Genomic DNA, 21,523 nt, shown 5'->3' with positions numbered 1-21,523 from the left:
GAGAATGTCCTCGTCGGAGCAGGTGAGCGGGCCTGTCGGACGGCTTGAGGGAAAGGACCGGAGCGTACGTGAGCGAGAATCAGAACCTCCTCGCGGAGCAGCGCCGCGCCCTGATCCTGGACGAGGTCCGGCGTCGTGGCGGCGTCCGTGTCAACGAGCTGACCCGCAAGCTCGGCGTGTCGGACATGACGGTGCGGCGCGATCTCGACGCGCTGGCCCGGCAGGGCGTCCTGGAGAAGGTGCACGGCGGCGCGGTGCCGATCGTGGAGGCGAGCACCCACGAGCCGGGCTTCGAGGCGAAGTCGGGCCTGGAGCTGACTGCCAAGGAGGACATCGCGAAGGCCGCGGCACAGCTCGTCGCCCCGGGCAGCGCGATCGCGCTGTCGGGCGGTACGACGACGTACGCGCTGGCGCACCACCTGGTGGACGTGCCCGATCTGACCGTGGTGACCAACTCGGTGCGGGTCGCCGATGTCTTCCACATGGCGCAGCGCACCTCGGGCCCGCGGCAGGGCGCCGCGACGGTCGTGCTGACCGGCGGAGTGCGCACGCCGTCCGACTCGCTGGTGGGTCCGGTCGCCGACCAGGCCATCGCGGCGCTCCACTTCGACGTGCTGTTCCTCGGCGTGCACGGGATATCGGCCGAGGCCGGCCTGTCGACGCCGAACCTCGCGGAGGCCGAGACCAACCGGCGTCTGGTGCAGTCCGCGCGCCGGGTCGTGGTGGTCGCGGACCACACCAAGTGGGGTGTGGTGGGCCTGAGTTCGTTCGCAGCGCTGGAGCAGGTCGACACGCTGGTGACGGACGCGGGTCTGCCGGGCGCGGCCCGCACGGAGATCGCCGAGCACCTGCGGCGGCTGGTTGTCGCGGGCGAGCCCGACGAGGGTGCAGACATCTGAGAGGGCTGCGGATAGGGTGGCGCACCCGTTTTTCCTCGCCATGAGGAGGTTGTGCGCATGGCTCACCGGTTACGCCCCGAAGGGCTCGACTTCGTCGGCATCGCTCCCGTACGCATGGTCTTCGCGCGGGAGGCCGCGGCCTCTCCCGAACAGGTCTTCCGTGCGCTCGCCGAGGACGTGTCCGGCTGGGCCGAGTGGTTCCCGGGCGTGAACTCCATCCAACCGCTGGACGGCGGTGCGGGGCGCGACGTACGGCTGGTGGGCGGCGGGCGTTTTCGCGAGACGGTCCTCGTGGCGAAGGAGCCGGAGGTGTACGCCTACCGCGTGGACGTCACCAACGCGCCGGGCTTGCGCGCGCTGGTCGAGGAGTGGCGGCTGGAGCCGGCCGGGACGGGGACCCGGGTGCAGTGGACGTTCGCGGCCGACGGAAACGGGGCGCTCAGGTCCGTCCTGCGGCTGGCCCGGGCGGGTCTGGGACGGTCCTTCCGGGACGCGGTGACGCGACTGGACCGGCGGCTCACCCCTTGAGCGGCGAGCCTTGAGGGGTGCGTCTGCCCCTGTTCGTCACTCCGGCCACACGCCCGTGGCGAGCAGTGACTCGATCACGGCGGTGTACGGGGCGATGTCCAGGCCCTGCTCGGCGAGCCAGGCGTCGGAGTAGTACTTGTCGAGGTAGCGGTCGCCCGGATCGCACAGCAGGGTGACCACGCTGCCCCGGCGTCCGTCGGCGACCATCTCAGCGACGATCTTGAGCGCGCTCCACAGTCCGGTGCCCGTCGAGCCGCCCGCCTTGCGGCCGATGGCCCGCTCCAGGGCGCGTACGGCGGCGACGCTGGCCGCGTCGGGGACCTTCATCATCCGGTCGATGGCGCCGGGCACGAAGCTCGGTTCCATCCGCGGCCGGCCGATGCCCTCGATGCGCGAGCCGCAGTCGCAGGTGACGTCGGGATCGCCGGTGGTCCAGCCCTCGAAGAAACAGGAGTTCTCCGGGTCGGCGACGCAGATGCGGGTGTCGCGCCGGGTGTAGTGGACGTAGCGGGCGAGGGTCGCGGAGGTGCCGCCGGTGCCGGCCGTGGCCACGATCCAGGCGGGCACCGGGAACCGCTCCCATTCCAGCTGGCGGAAGATGGATTCGGCGATGTTGTTGTTTCCGCGCCAGTCCGTGGCCCGTTCCGCGTAGGTGAACTGGTCCATGTAGTGGCCCCCGCCGTCCGCCGCGAGGCGGGCCGACTCCTCGTACATCGTGCGCGGGTCGTCGACGAAGTGGCACCGGCCGCCGTGGAACTCGATCAGGCGGATCTTCTCGGCGCTCGTCGTGCGCGGCATCACGGCGATGAAGGGCACGCCGATCAGCTTGGCGAAGTAGGCCTCGGAGACGGCGGTGGAACCGCTGGACGCCTCGATCACCGGGCGGCCCGGCCGGATCCAGCCGTTGCACAGGCCGTAGAGGAAGAGGGAGCGGGCGAGTCGGTGCTTGAGGCTGCCGGTGGGGTGGGTCGACTCGTCCTTGAGATACAGGTCGATGCCCCACTTCTCGGGCAGCGGAAAGCGCAGCAGGTGCGTGTCGGCCGAGCGGTTGGCGTCCGCCTGGACCTTGCGGACGGCTTCTTTCAGCCAGTCCCGATACGTGGTGTCGCTGTGGTCGACGTCGAGGGTGGCGCCGGTCCTGGCGTGGTGGGAGGTGGTCACGGCGGGGGCTCCTTCAGGCTTCGCGCCGACGGTGGTCCGCGCGGCCGACACCACGATCATAAGCACCTTCCGCACGCTTCTCACCTGCATAAACACACCTTTGAGACGCTCAAAGCCGACCCTGGGGAGCGGGCGTCGGCGCTTGGGGGCGCATTCGCGCGAGTGCTCCGGCCGGGTGGCGCCGGGGCGTCGTGCGCACTGGTGCTCGACGCCGGGCGCGGGCAGACTGCACCGGGTCGGGCGAAGGCCTCGGACGCGGTGAGAGCGGGATATGACACAGGCTCTCAACGCCCCGGTCCGCAGGCGGGTCCCGGACGGGGGCGCACACTGGATCACGAGGACGGGTTCGATCACGCGGGCTGGATCACGCCCCACGCGGGTGCACGGTCCGGCTCGCCCAGGCGCACAAGGGGGCGGGGAGGCATGGCGGAGCCGGAGTTCACGGCTACGGGCGTGCGCATCGGAAAGCGGCTGCGCTCGCTCACCCGGGCCGGCCAGGTCCGGATCAGCGACGGCAGGCTGGAGTTGCTGACCAGCTACGGCAGCGAGATCGACAGCGCGCCGGTGCAGGCGGTCCGCGCCTCCAAGCCCTGGTTCGCTCCGGAGGACCGGGCGCTGGCCGACGTCAACGGCACGCGGTACCTGCTGACCCTGGGCGAGCACGACCCGGCGCCGGGCGAGCCGGGGCCGCCCGCGGCGCGCCGCTTCATCGAGGCCGTGCGCAGGGCGGCGGGGCGCGGCGGCTGAGCCGACGCAGAGGGGCGGCCCGAGTCGGTGGCCGGATCACCGCGAGTTGCGGCACCGCGACCACTGCGTCACTCTGGTCTCACGTCACTCTGGGTTTACCGGCGATAACGCTGCGAACCAGCCCGCCGGCCACGACAGCAGGCGGCCGCCTTGCGCAGACGCCCTGCTCGATCCGAACTCCGTGTTCTTCCGGACCTCAGTCGGGGAGTCGCAGCCGTGATCACCAACCCAAGCAGGCACTGCACGGTGGAGCTTCAGGCCCTGCCGTCGCGGATCGGCCAGGTCCGCAGAATCGTATCGGCGCAGTTGCGTTACTGGCATTTGGATCCGCTGATCGACCGGGCCGCGCTCGGTGTGACCGAGCTGCTGACCAACGTCCACCTGCATGCCCAGCCCGACAAGGTGTGCGTCGTGGAGATGGAGCTGCTGTCCGACCGGCTCACCGTCTCCGTGCGCGACCACGACCCGCGGCTGCCGGTGGTGGGTGAGCTGAAGGACGCCGGGGCCCTCGCCACCTGTGGGCGCGGGCTCGCCATGGTGGCTGCGGTGAGCGAGAGCTGGGGCGCGCGGCCGGACGGCGAGTCGGGCAAGGTCGTGTGGTTCACGCTGCCGACGCCCGTCGCCGTGCGCGAGCTGGCGGCGCGTCCGCCGCGCCGCACCCCCCGGGAACAGGTCCCGCCCCGGTTCACCGAAGTGGTGGCCGTCGACGAGCTGCGGCCCGCACACGCTCCCGCCCGGTCGGCCGTCGTCGGCTGACCGGGCGGTGACCTCAACCCTCGGGCGTACGTCGCCCGGTGGAGCCGTACGTCACTCGGTGGCGATGGCCCGCAGGACGTCCAGGCGGGCGGCGCGCCGGGCCGGGCGCAGGCCCGCGAGGGCTCCGGCGGCCACGCCGACCAGGGCGACGACGGCGAGTTGGGCGGGCGGCAGCGCGAAGGCGAAGGCGCTGTCGCTCGCCCCGTCGGAGGCCCGGACGAGCACCCAGCCGAGGAAGGCGCCGAGGGCCAGGCCGCCCGCCGTGCCGAACGCGGCGACCAGGACGGATTCCCAGCGGACCATGGCCCGCAGTTGGGACCGGGTCTGGCCGACGGCGCGGAGCAGGCCGAGCTCACGGGTGCGTTCGTGGATCGCGAGGGTCAGCGTGTTGGCGATGCCGAGGAGCGCGATGAGGACGGCTAGGGCGAGCAGGGCGTAGACGAGGGTGAGCATCATGTCGATGCCGCCCGCCGAGGACTGCGCGTACGCGTCGCGGGTCTGCACCTCGGGGTTGCCGTACCCCGCGGCGACCTTTTCGACGGCCGCCTTGCCCGCGCCCGCGCTCACGCCGTCCTTGAAGGAGACGGCGATCAGGGTGTCGGCGTCCTGGGTGCGGTGCGGGGCCCACGCGACACGGGTGATGACGTAGTCGCCGGCGAGTTCGGAGCGGCCGTACACGGCGCGGACGGTGAAGGTCTGCTGCGCGCCGTCCGTGAACGCCAGTCGGGCGGTGTCACCGGGGGCGAGGTGCTGACGGTCGGCTTCCTGGCGGGTGATCGCGATGCCGTCGGCGCCGAGGGCGCCCAGATCGCCCTGGACGGTGCCGAGGTCGAAGGTGCGTCGCAGGGCGAGCGGGTCGGTGACGGTCAACGCCCGTCCCTTGCCGTCGACTTCGGCGACTCCCCTGCCGAGCCCGACGGCCGTGTCGACCTCCGGCAGCCTGCCGATGGCCGGGGCCAGTTTCGGGCTGAGACCGCTGCCGCCCGCGCCGAACGAGGGGGTGCTGACGGCGACGTCGCCCGCGAAGGAGCGGGAGACCGTCTGGTCCATGGTCGCCTTGAGCGAGGCCCCGAACACGGTGAACAGCGACACCACGGCGACGCCGATCATCAGGGCGCTCGCGGTGGCGGCCGTCTGCTTCGGGCTGCGCAGGGCGTTGCGGCGGGCGAGGCCCCCGGTGACGCCGCGCAGCCGGTCGAGCGGGCTGCCGAGGAGACGTACGGCCGTGCTGGAGGCGACCGGGCCGAGGACCACGAAGGCGACCAGGGCGAGGACGGCTCCGCCTCCCGCCATCCAGACGGACGGGGAGACGAGGACGCCGGTGAGGGTCAGGGCGACGGCGAACGCGACCAGGGCCGTGCCGATGACCGCGCGCGGTCGCGAGGCCCCGGAGGAGTCCACGGCCGTCTCGCGGAGCGCGGCCAGCGGAGCGGTGCGTCCGGCGCGTACGGCGGGCAGCGTCGCCGAGCCCAGGCAGACCAGGACGCCGACGGCGAGCGGCAGGACCAGGGAGAGGGCGCTGATCACCAAGTCGCCCTCGGGGAAGGGAAAACCGATGGCCGGGAACAGTGCCTGCAGGCCGGCCGCGATGCCGACGCCGCCTGCGAGCCCGGCCGCCGAGGCGGTCATGGCGACGGCGCTCGCCTCGACGAGGGTGGCGGCGGTGACCTGGCGGCGGGACGCGCCGAGTGCCCGCAACAGGGCGTTCTCACGGGCGCGTTGGGCGACGACGATCGCGAAGGTGTTGTGGATGGAGAACGTCGCGACCAGCAGGGCCACGCCGGAGAAGACCAGCAGGAACGTGGTGAAGATCGTCAGGAACTGGCTGGCGATCATGTCGGTGTTCTCCTGCGCCGACTCCTGACCGGTGATGGCCTCAACGCCCTTGGGGAGGACGGGAGTCAGCCGGTCGACGAGCTCCGACTGGCGCACGCCGGAGTCGGCGCGCACGACGATGCTCGACGCCTGGCCCGGCCGGGCGGTGAGGTACTTCTCGGCGTCGGCGCGGGTCATGCCCGTGTAGGTCACCTGGGCCATGCCGTCCTCGCCGCCGAAGGTCGCGAGCCCGACGATCGTGACGCGCACGGGGTCGGGCGTGCGGAGCGTGGTGGTGTCACCGATCTTCAGCCCGCCCTGCTCGGCGGTGCCGCGGTTGACGACGACCTCGCCCGACCGGGCGGGCGCGCGGCCCGCCGCGAGCCGGTAGGGGTTGAGCTTCGGGTCGGTGATCCAGTTTCCGGCGAGGGTGGGCGGGCCCTGGCCGCCGATCGGCTTGCCGTCGCTGCCGACGAGCTGGCCGGCGCCCTGGATGTCGGGGGCCGCGGCGGCGACGCCGGGGACCGCCTCCACCGTCCTGACCAGGTCGGTGTCGACGGGTTGGCGCACGCCCCGGCTCTCGCCGGGTGTCGTGATGGTGTCGGCGCCGCGCACGACGGCGTCGGTGCCGGCGGTCGCCTCGCCGAACATCGAGTCGAAGCTCGCGCGCAGGGTGTCCCCCATGACGAGCGTCCCGGCCAGGAAGGCCACGCCGAGGAAGACCGCGAGGAAGGTCCCGGCGAAGCGGCGCCGGTGCGCCCGGAGGGAGGAGAGGCTGAGGCGGAAGGACGCGTTCATGACGGCGCCTCGAAGGCTTTCAGCCGGTCCAGGACGCGGTCGGCGGTCGGGGACTCCATCCGGTCGACGAGACGTCCGTCGGCGAGGAAGACGACCTCGTCGGCGTGGGCGGCCGCGACCGGGTCATGGGTGACCATGACGACCGTGCGGCCGGTCCGGCGCACGGTGCGGGCGAGGAGAGCGAGCACCTCTCCGCCGGCGCGGGAGTCGAGGTTGCCGGTGGGCTCGTCGGCGAACACGACGTCCGGCCGGCCGGCGAACGCCCGGGCCACGGCGACGCGTTGCTGCTGGCCTCCGGAGAGCTCCGAGGGCCGGTGGCGGAGGCGGTCGCGCAGGCCGACGACGTCCACGAGGGCGTCGATCCACTCCGACTCGCCGCGCTCGCCAGCCAGGTCCAGCGGCAGCCGGATGTTCTCCTCGACGGTCAGGGTCGGCACCAGGTTGAACGCCTGGAAGACGAAGCCGACCCGGTCGCGGCGCAGGAGCGTGAGGCGGCGGTCGTCCAGGGCGCCCAGTTCGGTGCCGCCGATGTACGCGGCCCCAGAGGTGAGGGTGTCCAGGCCGGCCGCGCAGTGCATCAGGGTGGACTTGCCGGAGCCCGACGGGCCCATGATCGCGGTGAACCGTCCGGCCGGAAAGGCCACGCTCACCCCGTCCAGGGCCCGTACGGCGGTGTCGCCGACGCCGTACACCTTCACGGCGTCGACGACCCGCGCGGCGTCCCGCGTGCCGGTCGCGGCAGTCGCTGTGGGCGCGGCGCTCATGCCGCACCGCCCTTGCCCATGCGGCCGAACTGCTCGTCCAGGACGGACAGCCGGCGCCAGTACTCGTCCTCGTCGATCTCGCCGGAGGCGAAGCGACGGCCGAGGACCGCGAGGGGCGAGTCGCCGGTGGGGCGGGGGTCGCCGACCGCGTTCCAGGGTCCGCGAGCGCCGCGCCGGACGGTGCGGCGCAGGAACGTGACGACGCCGACCACCACGGCCGCCCAGATCAGCGGGAAGAACAGGATCCACGGGCCGGGGCCGCCGCCGTCCCAGTTCGCCAGCGTGTTCATCTCGGATCATCTCCTCGGTGAGGTTCTCGTTCGATGTCTCGAGAGTCCCGCCGGGAGGGGGTCCGGGTCGTCGTACAGCCAGCGGCAGTGCGGGTACCTCCTGGGGAGTACACGCGGATGACGTGGCTGCTCTCCGTGCGGGTCAGGCGTTCTCGTCGAAGCTGGCGAAGTAGGCGGCGGCCATGTCCTCGTCGCCGTGGCCCTGGGCGGCGGCCCGCTCCAGGCGTTCGGCGCTGGCGGCCGCCACGTCCAGGCGGACGCCGCTCTCGCGGCCGGCCTCGACGATCAGACGCGCGTCCTTCGCGGCGGTCGTCACCGCGAACTGGGCGGGCGAGAGCCGGTCGTCGAGGATCAGGCCCGTCTTCGCCTTCAGGTACCCCATGTCGAGCGGGCCGCCCGCGATCAGTTCGAAGAACGCGTTCGGATCGACGTCCAGGGACTGCGCCAGGGCGAGGACCTCGCCGGCCGCGGCCGTGGCCGCGATGACCCAGCTGTTGGCCACCAGCTTCAGCCGGGTGGCGCTGCCCGCGCCGCCGTCCTCGCCGGTCCACACCGTCCGCGCGCCGACGGCGTCCAGGACGGGCGCCACCGCGTCCCGGCTCGCCTGCGGGCCGGCCGCCAGCACGGTCAGCTGACCGGCCTCGGCGGGCTGCCGGGTGCCCAGCACGGGGGCGTCGAAGAAGACCAGGTCGTGTGCGCGGGCGAAGTCGGCCAGGTCGCCGATGGCCTCGATCCCTGCGGTCGTCGACTGCACCCAGGCCGTGCCGGCGCGCAGCGCGGGAGCGGCCTCGCGCATGACGTCCAGGGCCGCGGGACCGTCGTAGAGCATGGTCAGGACGACGTCCGCGTCACGGACCGCCTCGGCGGGGGTGTCCACGACATGCACGCCGTCCGAGGCGAGCGGCTCGGCCTTGGCGTGGGTGCGGTTCCAGGCGCGCACGGTGTGTCCGGCACGGGCGAGGTTGCGGGCCATCGCGGCGCCCATGATGCCGGTCCCCAGGACACTCACGGTCAGTTCGTCTGTCATGACGTCAACCTACTTCCACCCTGCTGCTTCGACACGGCGGCGACCAGGCCGTCCAGCCACGCCTGGTGACCGTTGAGCATGGGTCGGGGCGTTCGCGGGCCAGGGCGTCGGCCGGGTGGCCGAGCTGCGTCTCCTGGGTGAGGATCCGGACCCGGTCGCCGGGCGCCCGGGGCCTGGCACCCCACGACGTGCGCGTCCAGGGGCGGGAAGCCGAAGGCGCCGAAGAAGCCCTCCCACTCGGAGGTGTCGATCACGACCTGGTGATCGCCACCCGGCGGCCGCGCGGACGGGCGGGCGCGGGAGTCGGGGCCGCTGGGCGACGAGGAGTGCGTCCTGGTCGCCTCCCCGCGTGGGCCCGGCGGGCCGCAGGGCATCCGGAGGCCGACGGCCTGTGCGTCGCGCTGCGGGACGTCCCGCTGGTCACCTACGCCGAGGATCTCCCGATCGCCCGTCGCCACTGGCGGAGCGTCTTCGGCAAGCAGCTCACCGCCCGGGCGGCCGCCACGGCGCCGAACCTGTACGCGGGAGCCGGTTGCCGCGTCCTGCCGCATTCCCTGTGCCAGGAGTACCTGGGCGTGAGCCGCCTGGCGCAGCTCTGCTTCCCCGAGGAGTCCCCGCTCAACACCCTCTTCCTCGTCCAGCGCCCCGGCGCCGACGCCAACCCGGACGTACGGCGGCGCGGGGCTGGTGACAGCCGACGACGACGGCTGCCGGTTCGGTCCGCGCCGTGGCTCACACCGGGCTCAGCGCCGCCAGCGGATCGTCGAGGACCGGCTGCCAGGCCAACTCGGCCGCGCCGACCAGGCTGTTGTGGTCGAGGGAGCAGGCGAGGATGGGGACACCGCCGCTGCGGCCCCACAGGCTGCGGTCGGCGACGACCGCGCGCAGCCGGTCGGGGTCGGCGTCCAGCAGGGTGCGGTGCAGGCCGCCGAGGATGATGCGGTCGGGGTTGAGGATGTTCACCAGACCGGCCAGGCCCAGGCCGAGCCGGTCGATCAGGGCCTCGGCGGCCGTGCGGACGACCGGGTCGCCGTATTCCTCGCGGATCAGTTCGTTGGCCTGCTGGAGCAGGGAGCCCTCGGGGCCGGGCTCGCGACCGGCCGCGGTGAGCAGGGCGAGCGGGTCTGCCTCGACGTCGAGGCAGCCACGGCTGCCGCAGTGGCAGGGGCGGCCCTCGGGGTTGACGGTGAGGTGGCCGACTTCGAGGGCGAGGCCCGAACTGCCCGTGTGCAGACGGCCGTCCAGCACCAGCGCACCGCCGACGCCGCGGTGTCCGGTGGCCACGCACAGCAGGTCGCGGGCACCGCGTCCGGCGCCGTGCCGGTGTTCGGCGAGGGCGGCGAGGTTGACGTCGTTGGCCGCGAACGCGGGGCCGGTGAGGCCGGCGGCGCGGATCCGCTCGGCGAAGATCTCCCGCACGGGCGCCCCCACCGGCCACGCGAGGTGCAGGGGGTTGAGAGCCAGTCCCTCGGGTTCGGTGACCGCGGACGGTACGGCGAGTCCGGCGCCCACACAGCGCCGGCCGGTCTGCCGCAGCAGCTCCGCGCCGGCGTCGACGGCGGCGCCGAGCACCTTGGCGGGATCCGCGTCGACCGTCTCGCAGCTGGGCGTGGTGGCGACGATCCGCCCGCCGAGGCCGACGAGTGCGGCCCGGAACCCGTCGGCGTGGACCTGGGCGGCCAGGGCGACCGGGCCCTCCTGCGCCAGTTCGAGCCGGTGCGAGGGGCGGCCCTGCGAACCGGCGGCGGCGCCGGGCCGCGCGTCCACCCTGATGAGCCCGAGCGCCTCCAGCTCCGCGGCGACCGCGCCGGCCGTCGCGCGGGTGACGCCGAGTTCGGCGGTGAGCACCGCGCGGGTGGGCGCCCGCCCGGTGTGGACGAGCTCCAACGCGGGCCCGAGCGCACCGCGCCCCCGGTCCAACCGCGCTCTCGAGGTGGTCCTTTCCCCCGCCGGCCGGGGGTCCGCCTTGCCGCTCATGAGGGCGAGTCTCCCATGATCCGCTTCGTCAGGTGGCGTCCGGGAAGCCACTGACGCGCAGGGTGACGTTCAGCCGCCCGGTCAGCCCCAGCCCGGCCGGCGCCGTGCCCGGCAGGACACGCGGCACCCCGTGGTACGCGAGCCGGGACGGCCCCCCGAACACGAACAGGTCGCCGCTGCGCATCTCGACATCGGCGTAGGGGCGGGTGCGGGTGTCGGTGTTGCCGAAGCGGAAGACGCAGGTGTCGCCGAGGCTGAGGGAGACCACGGGCGCGTCGGAGTGCTCGTCGGCGTCGCGGTGCATGCCCATCCGGGCGTCACCGTCGTAGAAGTTGATCAGCGCGATGTCGTACGCGGCTCCCCCGGCCGCCTGCGGTCCCAGCGCGTCGGCCGCCGCGCGCCGGCCCAGTTCGCCCAGCCAGGCGGGGAAGGGCTTGACGGGCGCGCCGTCCCCGTCGGTGACCGTGCGGGCGTAGGCGTACGGGTACCAGTGCCAGCCCAGGCAGACCTGGCGGGCGGTCATGGTGCCGCCGCCGGGAGTGCGGACCGTGCGCAGACCGGCCGGTGGGCGCGCCCTCCCCCAGAGGGGGTACCCCCACCGGCAGGCCCGCAGCAGCTCGCGCTGGTGGGTCTCGTCCAGCCAGTCCGGCACGTGCACCGCGCCCGGCGCGACCTGCGCACGCTCCCGGGGAAACAGCTCGGTATCCATGGACCCATCTTCCTCCACAGGTCTGACACCGGGTCTGAGCTGCGGCTCGGTTAGCCTTGACGCACGATGAACGACCGTATGACGACGCCGTGGGGCGAGGTCGCCTTGGCCCGCCACCCCGAGGATCCGCGTGAGACCCTGCGTGCCTGGGACGCCTCCGACGCGTACCTGCTCAGACACCTCGCGGCCCAGGACGTCCCGCTGACCGGCACGGTGGTGGTGCTCGGCGACCGCTGGGGTGCGCTGGTCACGGCGCTCGCGGCGCACGGTCCGACGCAGATCACGGACTCCTGGCTGGGGCAGGAGGCGACCCGGGCGAACCTCGCGCGGGCCGGTGTCGAGCCCGGCGCCGTGCGGCTGCTCACCACCCAGGACCCGGCGCCGGAGCGGATCGACGTGCTCCTGGTCAGGGTGCCCAAGAGCCTTGCGCTCCTGGAGGACCAGTTGCTGCGGCTGGTGCCCGCCGTGCACGCGGACACCGTCGTCGTCGGCGCCGGCATGGTGAAGGAGATCCACACCTCGACGCTGACGCTGTTCGAGCGGATCCTCGGGCCGACGCGGACCTCTCTCGCCGAGCAGAAGGCCCGGCTGATCTTCTGCGCCCCGGACCCGTCGCTGAAGCGTCCCGCCAGCCCGTGGCCGTACGCCTACGACCTTCCCGCCGACGTCGGCGGCGCCCTGTCGGGCCGCCCGGTCGTCAACCACGCGGGCGTCTTCTGCGCCGACCGCCTGGACATCGGCACGCGGTTCTTCCTGCAGCATCTGCCGGCGACGAGCGGCGTCCGCCGGGTCGTCGACCTGGGGTGCGGCAACGGGATCGTCGGTACGGCGGTGGCGCTGGCCAATCCGGCGGCCGAGGTGCTGTTCACGGACGAGTCGTTCCAGGCGGTGGCGTCGGCGGAGGCCACGTACAAGGCGAACGGGGTGCCGGGGCACGCCGAGTTCCGGGTCGGGGACGGACTGGCGGGGGTGGCGGACGGCAGTGTGGACGTCGTGCTGAACAACCCGCCGTTCCACTCCCACCAGGCCACGACGGACGCGACGGCGTGGCGGATGTTCACGGGCGCACGGCGTGCGCTGCGGCCGGGCGGCGAGCTGTGGGTGGTGGGCAACCGGCATCTGGGCTACCACCTGAAGCTGAAGCGGCTGTTCGGCAACAGTGAACTGGTCGCCGGGGACCGGAAGTTCGTGGTGTTGCGGGCGGTCAGGCGGGGTTGAGCCCGGCTCCGGTGATGATCCGCTCGACGGTTCTCGCCATGGCCTCCCGTCCTGCGTTCAGGTAGGTGCGGACGTCGACCGCGTCGGGATGGGTCCCGAGGTGGTCCCGGATCGCGCCGGTCATGGCCAGGTTGAGCGCGGTGCCGACGTTGACCTTGGCTATGCCGCCCGCGACGGCGGCCTTCAGCTCGCGGTCCGGGACCCCGGAGGAGCCGTGCAGAACGAGGGGCACGTCGAGGGCCGCGCCGAGCCGGACGATCAGGTCCTGGTCGAGGGCCGCGGTGCGGGTGGTCATCGCGTGGACGCTGCCGACGGCCACGGCCAGGGCGTCCACCCCGGAGCCGGCGACGAACGCGCGGGCCTCGGCCGGGTCGGTGCGGGCCCCGGGCGTATGCGCGCCCTTGCCGCCGATCTCCCCCAACTCGCCCTCGATCCACAGCCCTTGGTCGTGTGCCCGGTCGACGGCGGTGCGGGTCGCGGCGAGGTTCTCGGCGTACGGGAGACGGGAGGCGTCGTACATGACCGAGCCGAAGCCCGCGTCCGCCGCCTGGCGGAGCAGGGCGTCACTCTGGACGTGGTCGAGGTGCAACGCGACCGGTACGGCGGCCCGTTCGGCGGCGACTGCGGCGGCGCGGGCGAGCGGGAGCAGCCGCCCCTGACGGAACTTCACGGCGTTCTCGCTGACTTGCAGGACGACGGGCGCCTGGGCGGCCTCGGCGCCGGCGACCACGGCCTCGACGTGTTCCAGGGTGATGATGTTGAAGGCGGCGACGGCGCTGCGCGCCGCCCGGGCGCGGGCGACCAGTTCGGCGGTGGTGGTGAGGGGCACGGCGACTCCTCTCAGGGTCCGGGGCTCAGGAGCCGAGGATCACCGAGCGGGTGAGGTGGCGCGGCCGGTCGGGGTCGAGGCCGCGCGCGGCGGCGACGGCCACGGCGAGGCGCTGGGCGCAGACCAGCTCGGCGAGCGGGTCCAACTCGCCGGGGACCCACAACGCGCCGGTGGCGCACACCTGTTGGGCCAGGCCTTCGGGCGCCTCGCCGAACATCCAGGTCGCCGTGCCGGCGGTGCTGATGCTGATGGGGCCGTGGCGGTACTCCGTCGCCGGGTACGCCTCGGTCCAGGCGCGGGCCGCCTCGCGCATCTTCAGCGCGGCCTCGTTCGCGAGACCGACGCTCCAGCCGCGCCCCAGGAAGGTGAACTGTCCGCAGTCCACGAGCCGTTCGGGCAGCGGCTGGCCGAGCGCGGTGCGGGCGTCGGCGACGACGGCGTCCGTGTGCAGACCCAGGTGGGCGCGGAGCAGGGTGAGCGCGGTGGTGGCGAACCGGGTCTGTACGACGGAGCGTTCGTCGGCGTAGTCGAGGACGATGACGTCGTCGGCGGCCTTCAGGACCGGGCTGTGCGGGTCGGCGGTGATCGCGGTGGTGGGCGTCCTGCCCCTGAGCCGTGCGAGCAGGTCGAGGACCTCGGTGGTGGTGCCGGAGCGGGTCAGCGCGACCACCCGGTCGTAGGAGCGGCCGTGGGGGAACTCCGAGGCGGCGAAGGCGTCGGTCTCGCCGTGGCCCGCGCCCTCGCGCAGGGCGGCCGCCGCCTGGCCCATGAAGAAGGAGGTGCCGCAGCCGACGATGGCTACCCGCGCCCCCGGCATCGGCAACTCCCTTGTGTAACGGGGGGCTTCGGCGGCGGCGCGGGTCCAGCACGCGGGCTGGTCGGTCAGTTCGGCCTCGACGTGGGTCATGCGGTGCCTCTCCCCGACGGTTATCGTTCAGGAACGCTCATGACTGTTCCTGCAAGATAGAGCCGCCTTTCGTGCAACTTCAAGCATGCGAACGGAGAACGTCGATGTCACGTGACGCCCGCTGGAAGGCGCTGCTGGAGCTGCTCGTCGAGCGCGGCCGGCTGGACGTCGAGGACGCGGCGGCCGAGCTGGGCGTGTCGCCTGCGACGATCCGCCGGGACTTCGACCAGCTCGCCGACCAGCAGATGCTGTTGCGGACCCGGGGTGGCGCGGTGGTGCACGGGGTGTCGTACGAGCTGCCGTTGCGGTACAAGATCGCCCGGCACGCCTCCGAGAAGCAGCGGATCGCCCGGGCGGTGGCGGATCTGGTCGCGCCCGGCGAGGCGGTCGGGCTGACCGGCGGCACGACGACCACGGAGGTGGCGCGCGCCCTGGCCGTGCGGGGCGATCTGGCGTCCGGCTCGCCCGCGCTGACCGTGGTCACGAACGCGCTGAACATCGCGGGCGAGCTGGCCGTGCGCCCCCAGTTCAAGATCGTGGTGACGGGCGGGGTGGCGCGGGCTCAGTCGTACGAGCTGGTCGGGCCGCTCGCCGACGGGGTGCTGGGGCAGATCACGCTCGACGTGGCGGTGCTCGGGGTGGTGTCCTTCGACGTGACGCACGGCGCCGCCGCGCACGACGAGGCCGAGGCGGCGGTCGACCGGCTGCTGTGCGAGCGCGCCGAGCGGGTCGTGGTCGCCGCCGACTCCAGCAAGCTGGGGCGGCGGGCGTTCGCCCGGATCTGCGCGGCCGACACGGTGGACACCCTGGTCACGGACTCGGCGGCCGACGCGCAGACGGTCGGGCGGTTCGAGGAGGCGGGGATCAGGGTCGTCCTCGCCTGAGCCCGTGCCAGCCGGACGCGGCGCGCCGGTCCCGCAGGGCGCGGCGGATCTTTGCGGCGCCTCGTCGAGCAGGACCGACCTCTCCCAGACGCACCGCGAGCCCCTGACCGCGCGCGGAACCGGCGACGGCTCACGCGGGCACGACGTACGGCGCGACGCTGCGCAACTTCTCGCAGGTCTCCTCCAGTTCACGCTCCGGAGTCGAGCCGGCGAGGATGCCCGCGCCCGCCCTGAGCCAGGTGCGGCCGTCCTCCTCGAACAGGCTGCGCAGCACCAGGGCCGCGTCGAGGTCCCCGGCGCTGCCCGCCATCAGGACGGCTCCGCTGTAGATGCCGCGCGTGCCGCCCTCGATGCGGGCGATGCAGTCGTACGCGGGGGCCTTGGGGATGCCGGAGGCGGTCACGGCCGGGAAGACGGCCCGCAGTACGTCCCAGGCGGTGGCGCCGTCGGCGAGCAGACCGTGCACGCTGGATCCGAGGTGCTGCACGCTGCCGCGCTGCCGGATGCTCAGCAGGTCGCGGACCGAGACCGTGCCCGGGCGGCACACGGTGGCGAGCTCCTCCTCGGCGAGTTTCACGGAGAGGACGTGCTCGGAGATCTCCTTGGGATCGGAGAGGAGTTCGGCTCGCAGCCGCTCGTCCTCCCGGTCGCCGAAGCCGCGGGCGCGGGTGCCCGCCAGCGGCTGGGTGACGACCTCGCCGTCGGTCCCCACCTCGGCGACGGTCTCGGGACTGAATCCGAGGACCCGGCGACCCCCGAGGTTCAACAGGAAGGAACGAGCTGGGGTGTTGCGCGATCTGCCGTGCAGATAGGTGCCGACGAAGTCGACCGGGAAGGGCACCGGCACGGTCCGCGAGAGGATGACCTTCTGCAGCTCGCCGTCGGCCCGGAGCTCCTCGATCGCCCGGGCGACCATGCCGGGGTAGCGGCCCTCGGCGTCCGAGACGTCGACCGGACGGGGCGCGGCGACCGGACGGGTGCCGGTCCGCGCGAGTAACGCGAGCAGCGCGTCCAGCGTCTCCTGGTCCGAGCTGCGCACCAGGGCGCTTCCCTGACGGAGTCTCACTTCGCTGTGGGGTATGACGAGACGGAGCAGTTCCGCGTCGCCCGCCCGGTCGGGCCGACCGGCGTGGAGGTGGGAGAACTCGAAGGCCATCCACCCGTAGGCGTGCCAGTCCTCGACGGCCATTCCGGCGAGCTGTTCGTGGACCTGGCCCAGCGGGTGCGGGCCGAGCGGGGCCACGCTCTCGTCGGCGAGCAGGCGTCCGCGGACCTCGGAGCGCGTGACCGCGACCTCGCCGAGCACCCCTCCGGCGAACCAGAACTCGCCGTCCCGCTCATAGACCACGTGCTGGTCGAACAGGCCCGACTCGGCCAGTGCCGCGGCCAACCGGACCGGATCTCCCAGAAGTTCCGTCTCCGCGCTCCGATACCGCAGCAAGAACCAACCCCCCCTGGACTTAGGCTAAGCTAACCTAATCAACGAAACCCTAGCCGCTGCCTCGGAGGCGCGTCCAGATCACCCGGCAGCTCGGCGGTCGGGCGCCCTGGCCGCCTCGGTGAACTACTCGCCGGCGTGGGCGAGTTCGATGTCGTGGTCGTCGACGTCGCCGCCGAGGCTGATGCCGGTCGCCCGGGGCGGGTAGCCGGTCGCGATGACCGTGTACTGGCCGCCGTCGAGGTCGGTGAACGCGTACGCCCCGTCGCTCCCGGTCGTGGTCGTCGCCACGACGTTGCCCGCGGCGTCGACCAGGGTCACCCGTGCGTCGCCCAGCGGAGCGCCCGCGCCGCGCACGGTGCCCCGCACCTGCGCTCCGGGCCGCAGCTCGACGTCGACCCGGGTGACACCGGTGACGCCGATCTCCACGGGCAGGGCCAGCGGCCGGTGCTTGGGCGAGCTGACGGCGAGGGTCACGGGCCCCGGCACCAGGTCGACGACGGAGAACTCGCCTATGCCGTCGGTCCGGGTGGTGGCCAGCACGTCGCCGCGGACGTCCGTGAGGATGACGACGGCCCCGGCGACCGGCGCCCCGCTGTCCGCGGACCGCACCGCTCCGGCAAGCCCGCTGGAGCCGCTGAGCAGCACGTCGTACGTCACCGGCGTCGCCCCGACCACGACCGTCGTCGCCTGCGGCTGGTGCCCGTCGGCGGAGGCGATGAGCATGTACGTGCCCTCCCCGGGCGCCTCGACGGCGTAGGCGCCGTCGGTCTCGGCGACCGCTCGGCTCACCTGCCGTCCGCCCAGCGAGATCAGCGTCACCGCGGCCCCGCCCACCGGCACGCCTTCCGCGCCCCGCACCTGTCCGCGCACCGGGCGCCTGCCTCCGGCCGGATCGTCGCCGGTCAGCCCCGGCACGGTCGCCACGAGCTCCGCCACGGCACTGGCCAGCGGCACGGCGACCGCGGAGCCCGCGGAACGCCGTTCCTGGTCCGGCTCGGCGGCGACCGGCTCGGCGGTCACCGGTTCCGTGGTGACCGGCTGCGCGACGGTTTCCGTGCCCGCCGTCCGCTGTCGCGGGATGAACGCGGCGACGAGGAGGGCGAGGAGGGCCGCGCCCGCGCCGACGGCCATGACGACCTTGAAGCCGTTCTCCGAGGGCAGGGGGGCGCCGCCGAACGTGGTGGTCATCTGGGCCAGGATCACGCCGGCGACGGCACTGGCGGTGGAGGTGCCGATGGACCGCATCAGGGTGTTGAGGCTGTTCGCGGCGGCCGTCTCGGAGGGGTCCACGGCGCCCATGATGAGCGCGGGCATGGCCCCGTAGGCGAACCCGATGCCGGCGCCGATGACGCAGGAGACCAGGACGAGTTCCCACACCGCGTCCATCAGCACGATGTTGAGGCCGTAGCCCGCGGCGACGATGACGGCGCCCAGCATCAGGGTCACCTTGGGGCCCCGCGCCTTGGAGACCAGCGCGGACAGGGGCGCGGTGGCCATCATGACCAGGCCCGTGGGGGCCATGACCAGGCCCGCGGCCAGCAACGACCTGCCCAGACCGTAGCCCGTCGCCTCGGGCAGCTGCAGGAGCTGGGGCAGGACCAGGGACATCGCGAACATGGAGAAACCGAAGGCCGTCGAGGCGAGGTTGGTCACCAGCACCTGGCGGCGGGCGGTGGCCCGCAGGTCCACCAGGGGCTGCTTGACGCGCAGTTCGAACACGCCCCACAGGAGCAGGACGACGACCGCCGCGCCGAACAGCCCGAGGGTGGTGCCGCTGCCCCAGCCCCAGTCGGCGCCCTTGGAGATCGCCAGCAGCAGGCAGATCAGCCCGGCCGCCATGCCGAGGGCGCCGACCAGGTCGAAGCGTCCGCCCGTGCGCGCCTTCGACTCGGGCACGGTCAGCGGGACGAGCAGGAGGGCGACGGCGCCGAGGGCGGCCGACGTCCAGAACAGCACGTGCCAGTCGAAGTGGTCCGCGATGAGCGCTGCGGCGGGCAGACCGAGGGCGCCGCCGACGCCGAGCGAGGCGCTCATGAGGGCGGTGGCCGAGCCGAGCCGCTCGGCGGGCAGCTCGTCGCGCATGATGCTGATGCCGAGCGGGATGACCCCGGAGGCGAGCCCCTGCAGGGCCCGGCCGACGATCATCGGGGCGAGCCCGTCGCTGAGGGCGGCCGTGACCGATCCGGCGATCAGCATGAGCAGGCTGACCAGCAGCATGCGGCGCTTGCCGTACATGTCGCCGAGCCGGCCCATGACGGGGGTGGCGACGGCGGCCGCGAGCAGGGTGGCGGTGACCGCCCAGGCGGTGTCCGAGGCCGGGGCGTCCAGCAGCTTCGGCAGCTCCGGGACGATCGGGATCACCAGGGTCTGCATCAGCGAGACCACGATCCCGCCGAAGGCCAGCACCGCCACGACGAGGTTGGTCCGCGGTGCGGCGGACCCCTCCCCCGTCTCCGTGGACCGGGGTTGCGCATGGGACATGGTCGGGCCCTCCGTGGCGGGATGCGGTCCTGCACGACTGCGGAGCATCGTAAGCCCGATTGATTGACTCAAGCAACGAGAACTTCTGGTGTGCGGGACGTGAAGAAACCGGGCAGGCGCGCCCCTGCCCGGAATCCTCCGCGAGCGGCTACAGCGCGCGCTCCAGGTGGTCCGCGACCAGCTTCACGAACCGTCCGGGCTCCTTCGGCCGCCCGCCCTCGGCGAGGACCGCCAGCCCGTGCAGCAACTCGGCGGTCTCGGCGAGCCCCGCGCGGTCCTCACGCTCCTGGTAGGCCTTGTTGAGGCCCTTCACGAGCACGTGGTCGGGGTTGAGTTCAAGGATCCGCAGGGCGCGCGGCACCTCCTGCCCCATCGCGCGGTACATGTTCTCCAGCGCCGGGGTGAGGTCGTGCGCGTCGGAGACGATGCACGCCGGGGACACGGTGAGACGGGACGACAGCCGCACCTCCTTGACGTCCTCGGCCAGCTGCTCCTTCATCCAGCCGAGCAGACCGGCGTACTCCTCGCCCTGCTTCTCCCGCTCGCCGTCGGCCTTCTCGTCGTCCTCCCCGCCGAGGTCGACCTCGCCCTTGGCGACGGACCGCAGCGGCTTGCCCTCGAACTCGCCCACCGCGTCGACCCACACCTCGTCGACCGGGTCGGTGAGCAGCAGGACCTCGATGCCCTTCGCCCGGAACGCTTCCATGTGCGGGGAGTTCTCGATGCTCTGCCGGGACTCGCCGGTCAGGTAGTAGACGGCGTCCTGCCCGTCCTTCATCCGCTCCAGGTAGCTCTTCAGCGTGGTCGGCTCGTCCTCGCTGTGGGTGGTCGCGAACGACGAGACGGCGAGCAGGGTGTCGCGGTTGTCGGAGTCGGTCAGCAGTCCCTCCTTCAGGACCGCGCCGAACTCCCGCCAGAACGTGGCGTACCGGTCGGGGGCCGCGGTCATCATGTCCTTGACCGTCGACACGACCTTCCTGGTGAGCCGGCGCTGCATCATCTTGATGTGCCGGTCCTGCTGCAGGATCTCGCGGGAGACGTTCAGCGAGAGGTCCGCCGCGTCGACCACGCCCTTGACGAACCGCAGGTACGGCGGCAGCAGCGCCTCGCAGTCGTCCATGATGAAGACGCGCTTCACATACAGCTGCACACCGCGCTTGTAGCCCTGGTTGTACAGGTCGTGCGGGGCGTGCGAGGGGACGAACAGCAGCGCCTGGTACTCGAACGTGCCCTCCGCCTGGAGGCGGACGGTCTCCAGCGGTTCGCGCCAGTCGTGGCTGATGTGCTTGTACAGCTCGTGGTACTCGTCGTCGGACACCTCGTCGCGGGGGCGCGCCCACAGGGCCTTCATCGAGTTCAGCGTCTCGGGTTCGGGTGTGCCGGCGTCGCCGTCGGCGGTTTCGGAGGCGTCGCCGCCCACCGCCTTCGGCACCATCCGGATCGGCCAGGTGATGAAGTCCGAGTAGCGCTTGACGATGTCCTTGATCGTCCAGTCCGAGGTGTAGTCGTGCAGCTGGTCGTCGGAGTCGGCCGGCTTGAGGTGCAGCGTGACCGTCGTGCCCTGCGGCGCGTCCTCCACCCGCTCCAGCGTGTACGTGCCCTCACCGCGCGAGGACCAGCGGGTGCCGTGGCCCTCGCCGGCGCTCCGGGTCAGCAGCGTCATCTCGTCGGCCACCATGAAGCCGGAGTAGAAGCCGACGCCGAACTGCCCGATGAGCCCCTCGGCCCCCGCCTCCTCCTGGGCCTCGCGCAGCTCCTGCGCGAACTTGGCCGTGCCGGAGTTGGCGATCGTGCCGATGAGCCGCCCGACCTCCTCGTACGACATCCCGATGCCGTTGTCCCGCACCGTCAGGGTGCGGGCCTCGGCGTCGGTCTCGATCTCGATGTGCAGGTCGGAGACGTCGGCGTCGAGCGTGTCGTCCCGCAGTGCGGCGAGGCGCAGCTTGTCCAGCGCGTCGGAGGCGTTGGAGACGAGCTCGCGGAGAAAGACGTCCTTGTTCGAGTAGACCGAGTGGATCATCAGCTGCAACAGCTGACGGGCCTCTACCTGGAACTCAAACGTTTCGGTCGACATGACTGGCTTGTACCTCACAGGTTCCGGGGTCTCCTGGACTGGCGAGAGCCACTGTAAAACACCAAGTCAGGGTGGCATGCCCGATGTTTCGAGGTCGTCCCTTCGGGCGCGATGATCGCCACGATCGAGCCGAACGGCTTGGCCGCCCGCCGCAACAGCTCCTGCCGGGCCGGTGGACGGGCCACGCCGTTGATCCAGGACTGGTGGGCGCGGTCGCT

General features: G+C 72.8%; 18 protein-coding genes. 6 read left to right on the top strand and 12 right to left on the bottom strand.

The features are described from left to right. Positions 1-68: 68 nt before the first annotated feature. Together ACIBAF_RS21105 and ACIBAF_RS21100 are read left to right on the top strand one after the other, a co-directional pair. Complete coding sequence (locus ACIBAF_RS21105) at positions 69-899, top strand: DeoR/GlpR family DNA-binding transcription regulator (RefSeq protein WP_399464745.1); 831 nt, start codon at positions 69-71, stop codon at positions 897-899. A 57-nt stretch (positions 900-956) separates the two neighbouring features. After that, positions 957-1,427: an SRPBCC family protein gene (locus tag ACIBAF_RS21100; protein ID WP_399464744.1), complete on the top strand. Its 471-nt coding sequence runs from the start codon at positions 957-959 to the stop codon at positions 1,425-1,427. A 36-nt stretch (positions 1,428-1,463) separates the two neighbouring features. Here ACIBAF_RS21100 and ACIBAF_RS21095 read toward each other — a convergent pair whose 3' ends face one another. Further along, a complete protein-coding gene (locus ACIBAF_RS21095; protein WP_399464777.1) occupies positions 1,464-2,588 on the bottom strand; it encodes a PLP-dependent cysteine synthase family protein in 1,125 nt (374 codons plus the stop codon). Between the two features lie 423 nt (positions 2,589-3,011). Here ACIBAF_RS21095 and ACIBAF_RS21090 point away from each other — a divergent pair, with 423 nt between their 5' ends. Together ACIBAF_RS21090 and ACIBAF_RS21085 are read left to right on the top strand one after the other, a co-directional pair. After that, complete coding sequence (locus ACIBAF_RS21090; RefSeq protein WP_399464743.1) at positions 3,012-3,335, top strand: hypothetical protein; 324 nt, start codon at positions 3,012-3,014, stop codon at positions 3,333-3,335. A 216-nt stretch (positions 3,336-3,551) separates the two neighbouring features. After that, the gene (locus ACIBAF_RS21085; RefSeq protein ID WP_399464742.1) at positions 3,552-4,091 is read left to right on the top strand and encodes an ATP-binding protein; all 540 of its coding nucleotides are present in this window, start codon (positions 3,552-3,554) and stop codon (positions 4,089-4,091) included. A gap of 51 nt (positions 4,092-4,142) precedes the next feature. Here ACIBAF_RS21085 and ACIBAF_RS21080 read toward each other — a convergent pair whose 3' ends face one another. From ACIBAF_RS21080 to ACIBAF_RS21055, 6 genes are all read right to left on the bottom strand, one after another. Continuing rightward, on the bottom strand, positions 4,143-6,704 hold the full coding sequence (locus ACIBAF_RS21080) for an ABC transporter permease (RefSeq protein ID WP_399464741.1): 2,562 nt from the start codon (positions 6,702-6,704) through the stop codon (positions 4,143-4,145). Further along, on the bottom strand, positions 6,701-7,468 hold the full coding sequence (locus ACIBAF_RS21075) for an ABC transporter ATP-binding protein (RefSeq protein WP_399464740.1): 768 nt from the start codon (positions 7,466-7,468) through the stop codon (positions 6,701-6,703). The genes ACIBAF_RS21080 and ACIBAF_RS21075 overlap by 4 nt, the downstream gene beginning before the upstream one ends. Continuing rightward, positions 7,465-7,758: an SHOCT domain-containing protein gene (locus ACIBAF_RS21070; RefSeq protein ID WP_399464739.1), complete on the bottom strand. Its 294-nt coding sequence runs from the start codon at positions 7,756-7,758 to the stop codon at positions 7,465-7,467. The genes ACIBAF_RS21075 and ACIBAF_RS21070 overlap by 4 nt, the downstream gene beginning before the upstream one ends. Before the next feature lie 142 nt (positions 7,759-7,900). Further along, the gene (locus tag ACIBAF_RS21065; protein ID WP_399464738.1) at positions 7,901-8,785 is read right to left on the bottom strand and encodes an NAD(P)-dependent oxidoreductase; all 885 of its coding nucleotides are present in this window, start codon (positions 8,783-8,785) and stop codon (positions 7,901-7,903) included. Between the two features lie 732 nt (positions 8,786-9,517). Then, on the bottom strand, positions 9,518-10,762 hold the full coding sequence (locus ACIBAF_RS21060) for an ROK family protein (RefSeq protein ID WP_399464737.1): 1,245 nt from the start codon (positions 10,760-10,762) through the stop codon (positions 9,518-9,520). A 28-nt stretch (positions 10,763-10,790) separates the two neighbouring features. Beyond that, positions 10,791-11,471 (bottom strand): alpha-ketoglutarate-dependent dioxygenase AlkB family protein, encoded by a 681-nt coding sequence (locus ACIBAF_RS21055; RefSeq protein WP_399464736.1) that lies wholly within the window; start codon positions 11,469-11,471, stop codon positions 10,791-10,793. 78 nt (positions 11,472-11,549) lie between these two features. Here ACIBAF_RS21055 and ACIBAF_RS21050 point away from each other — a divergent pair, with 78 nt between their 5' ends. Continuing rightward, positions 11,550-12,689, top strand: coding sequence for a methyltransferase (locus ACIBAF_RS21050; protein WP_399464776.1), 1,140 nt, complete (start codon positions 11,550-11,552; stop codon positions 12,687-12,689). On the opposite strand, the gene ACIBAF_RS21045 is transcribed toward ACIBAF_RS21050, so the two are convergent. Next, entirely contained in the window at positions 12,676-13,518 is an 843-nt protein-coding gene (locus ACIBAF_RS21045; RefSeq protein WP_399464735.1) for a ketose-bisphosphate aldolase, read from the bottom strand. The genes ACIBAF_RS21050 and ACIBAF_RS21045 overlap by 14 nt on opposite strands. A 25-nt stretch (positions 13,519-13,543) precedes the next feature. After that, complete coding sequence (locus ACIBAF_RS21040) at positions 13,544-14,425, bottom strand: SIS domain-containing protein (RefSeq protein ID WP_399464734.1); 882 nt, start codon at positions 14,423-14,425, stop codon at positions 13,544-13,546. A gap of 104 nt (positions 14,426-14,529) precedes the next feature. On the opposite strand from ACIBAF_RS21040, the gene ACIBAF_RS21035 reads away from it, so the two are divergent. Further along, positions 14,530-15,309 carry a DeoR/GlpR family DNA-binding transcription regulator gene (locus ACIBAF_RS21035; protein ID WP_399464733.1) on the top strand — a complete coding sequence of 260 codons (780 nt, stop codon included), beginning with the start codon at positions 14,530-14,532 and terminating at the stop codon, positions 15,307-15,309. A gap of 130 nt (positions 15,310-15,439) precedes the next feature. Here the strand turns inward: ACIBAF_RS21035 and ACIBAF_RS21030 are convergent, their stop codons facing one another. From ACIBAF_RS21030 to htpG, 3 genes are all read right to left on the bottom strand, one after another. After that, complete coding sequence (locus ACIBAF_RS21030) at positions 15,440-16,699, bottom strand: salicylate synthase (protein WP_399464732.1); 1,260 nt, start codon at positions 16,697-16,699, stop codon at positions 15,440-15,442. 174 nt (positions 16,700-16,873) lie between these two features. Continuing rightward, positions 16,874-19,231, bottom strand: coding sequence for an MFS transporter (locus ACIBAF_RS21025; protein ID WP_399464731.1), 2,358 nt, complete (start codon positions 19,229-19,231; stop codon positions 16,874-16,876). Positions 19,232-19,379: 148 nt separating this feature from the next. After that, on the bottom strand, positions 19,380-21,305 hold the full coding sequence (gene htpG, locus ACIBAF_RS21020; protein ID WP_399464730.1) for a molecular chaperone HtpG: 1,926 nt from the start codon (positions 21,303-21,305) through the stop codon (positions 19,380-19,382). Between the last annotated feature and the right edge of the window lie 218 nt (positions 21,306-21,523).

Source organism: Streptomyces sp. NPDC051677 (genome assembly GCF_044453465.1).
Classification (GTDB): domain Bacteria; phylum Actinomycetota; class Actinomycetes; order Streptomycetales; family Streptomycetaceae; genus Streptomyces.
Note: the sequence above shows the minus strand (reverse complement) of the source record. Positions and strands in the feature narration are given on the sequence as shown.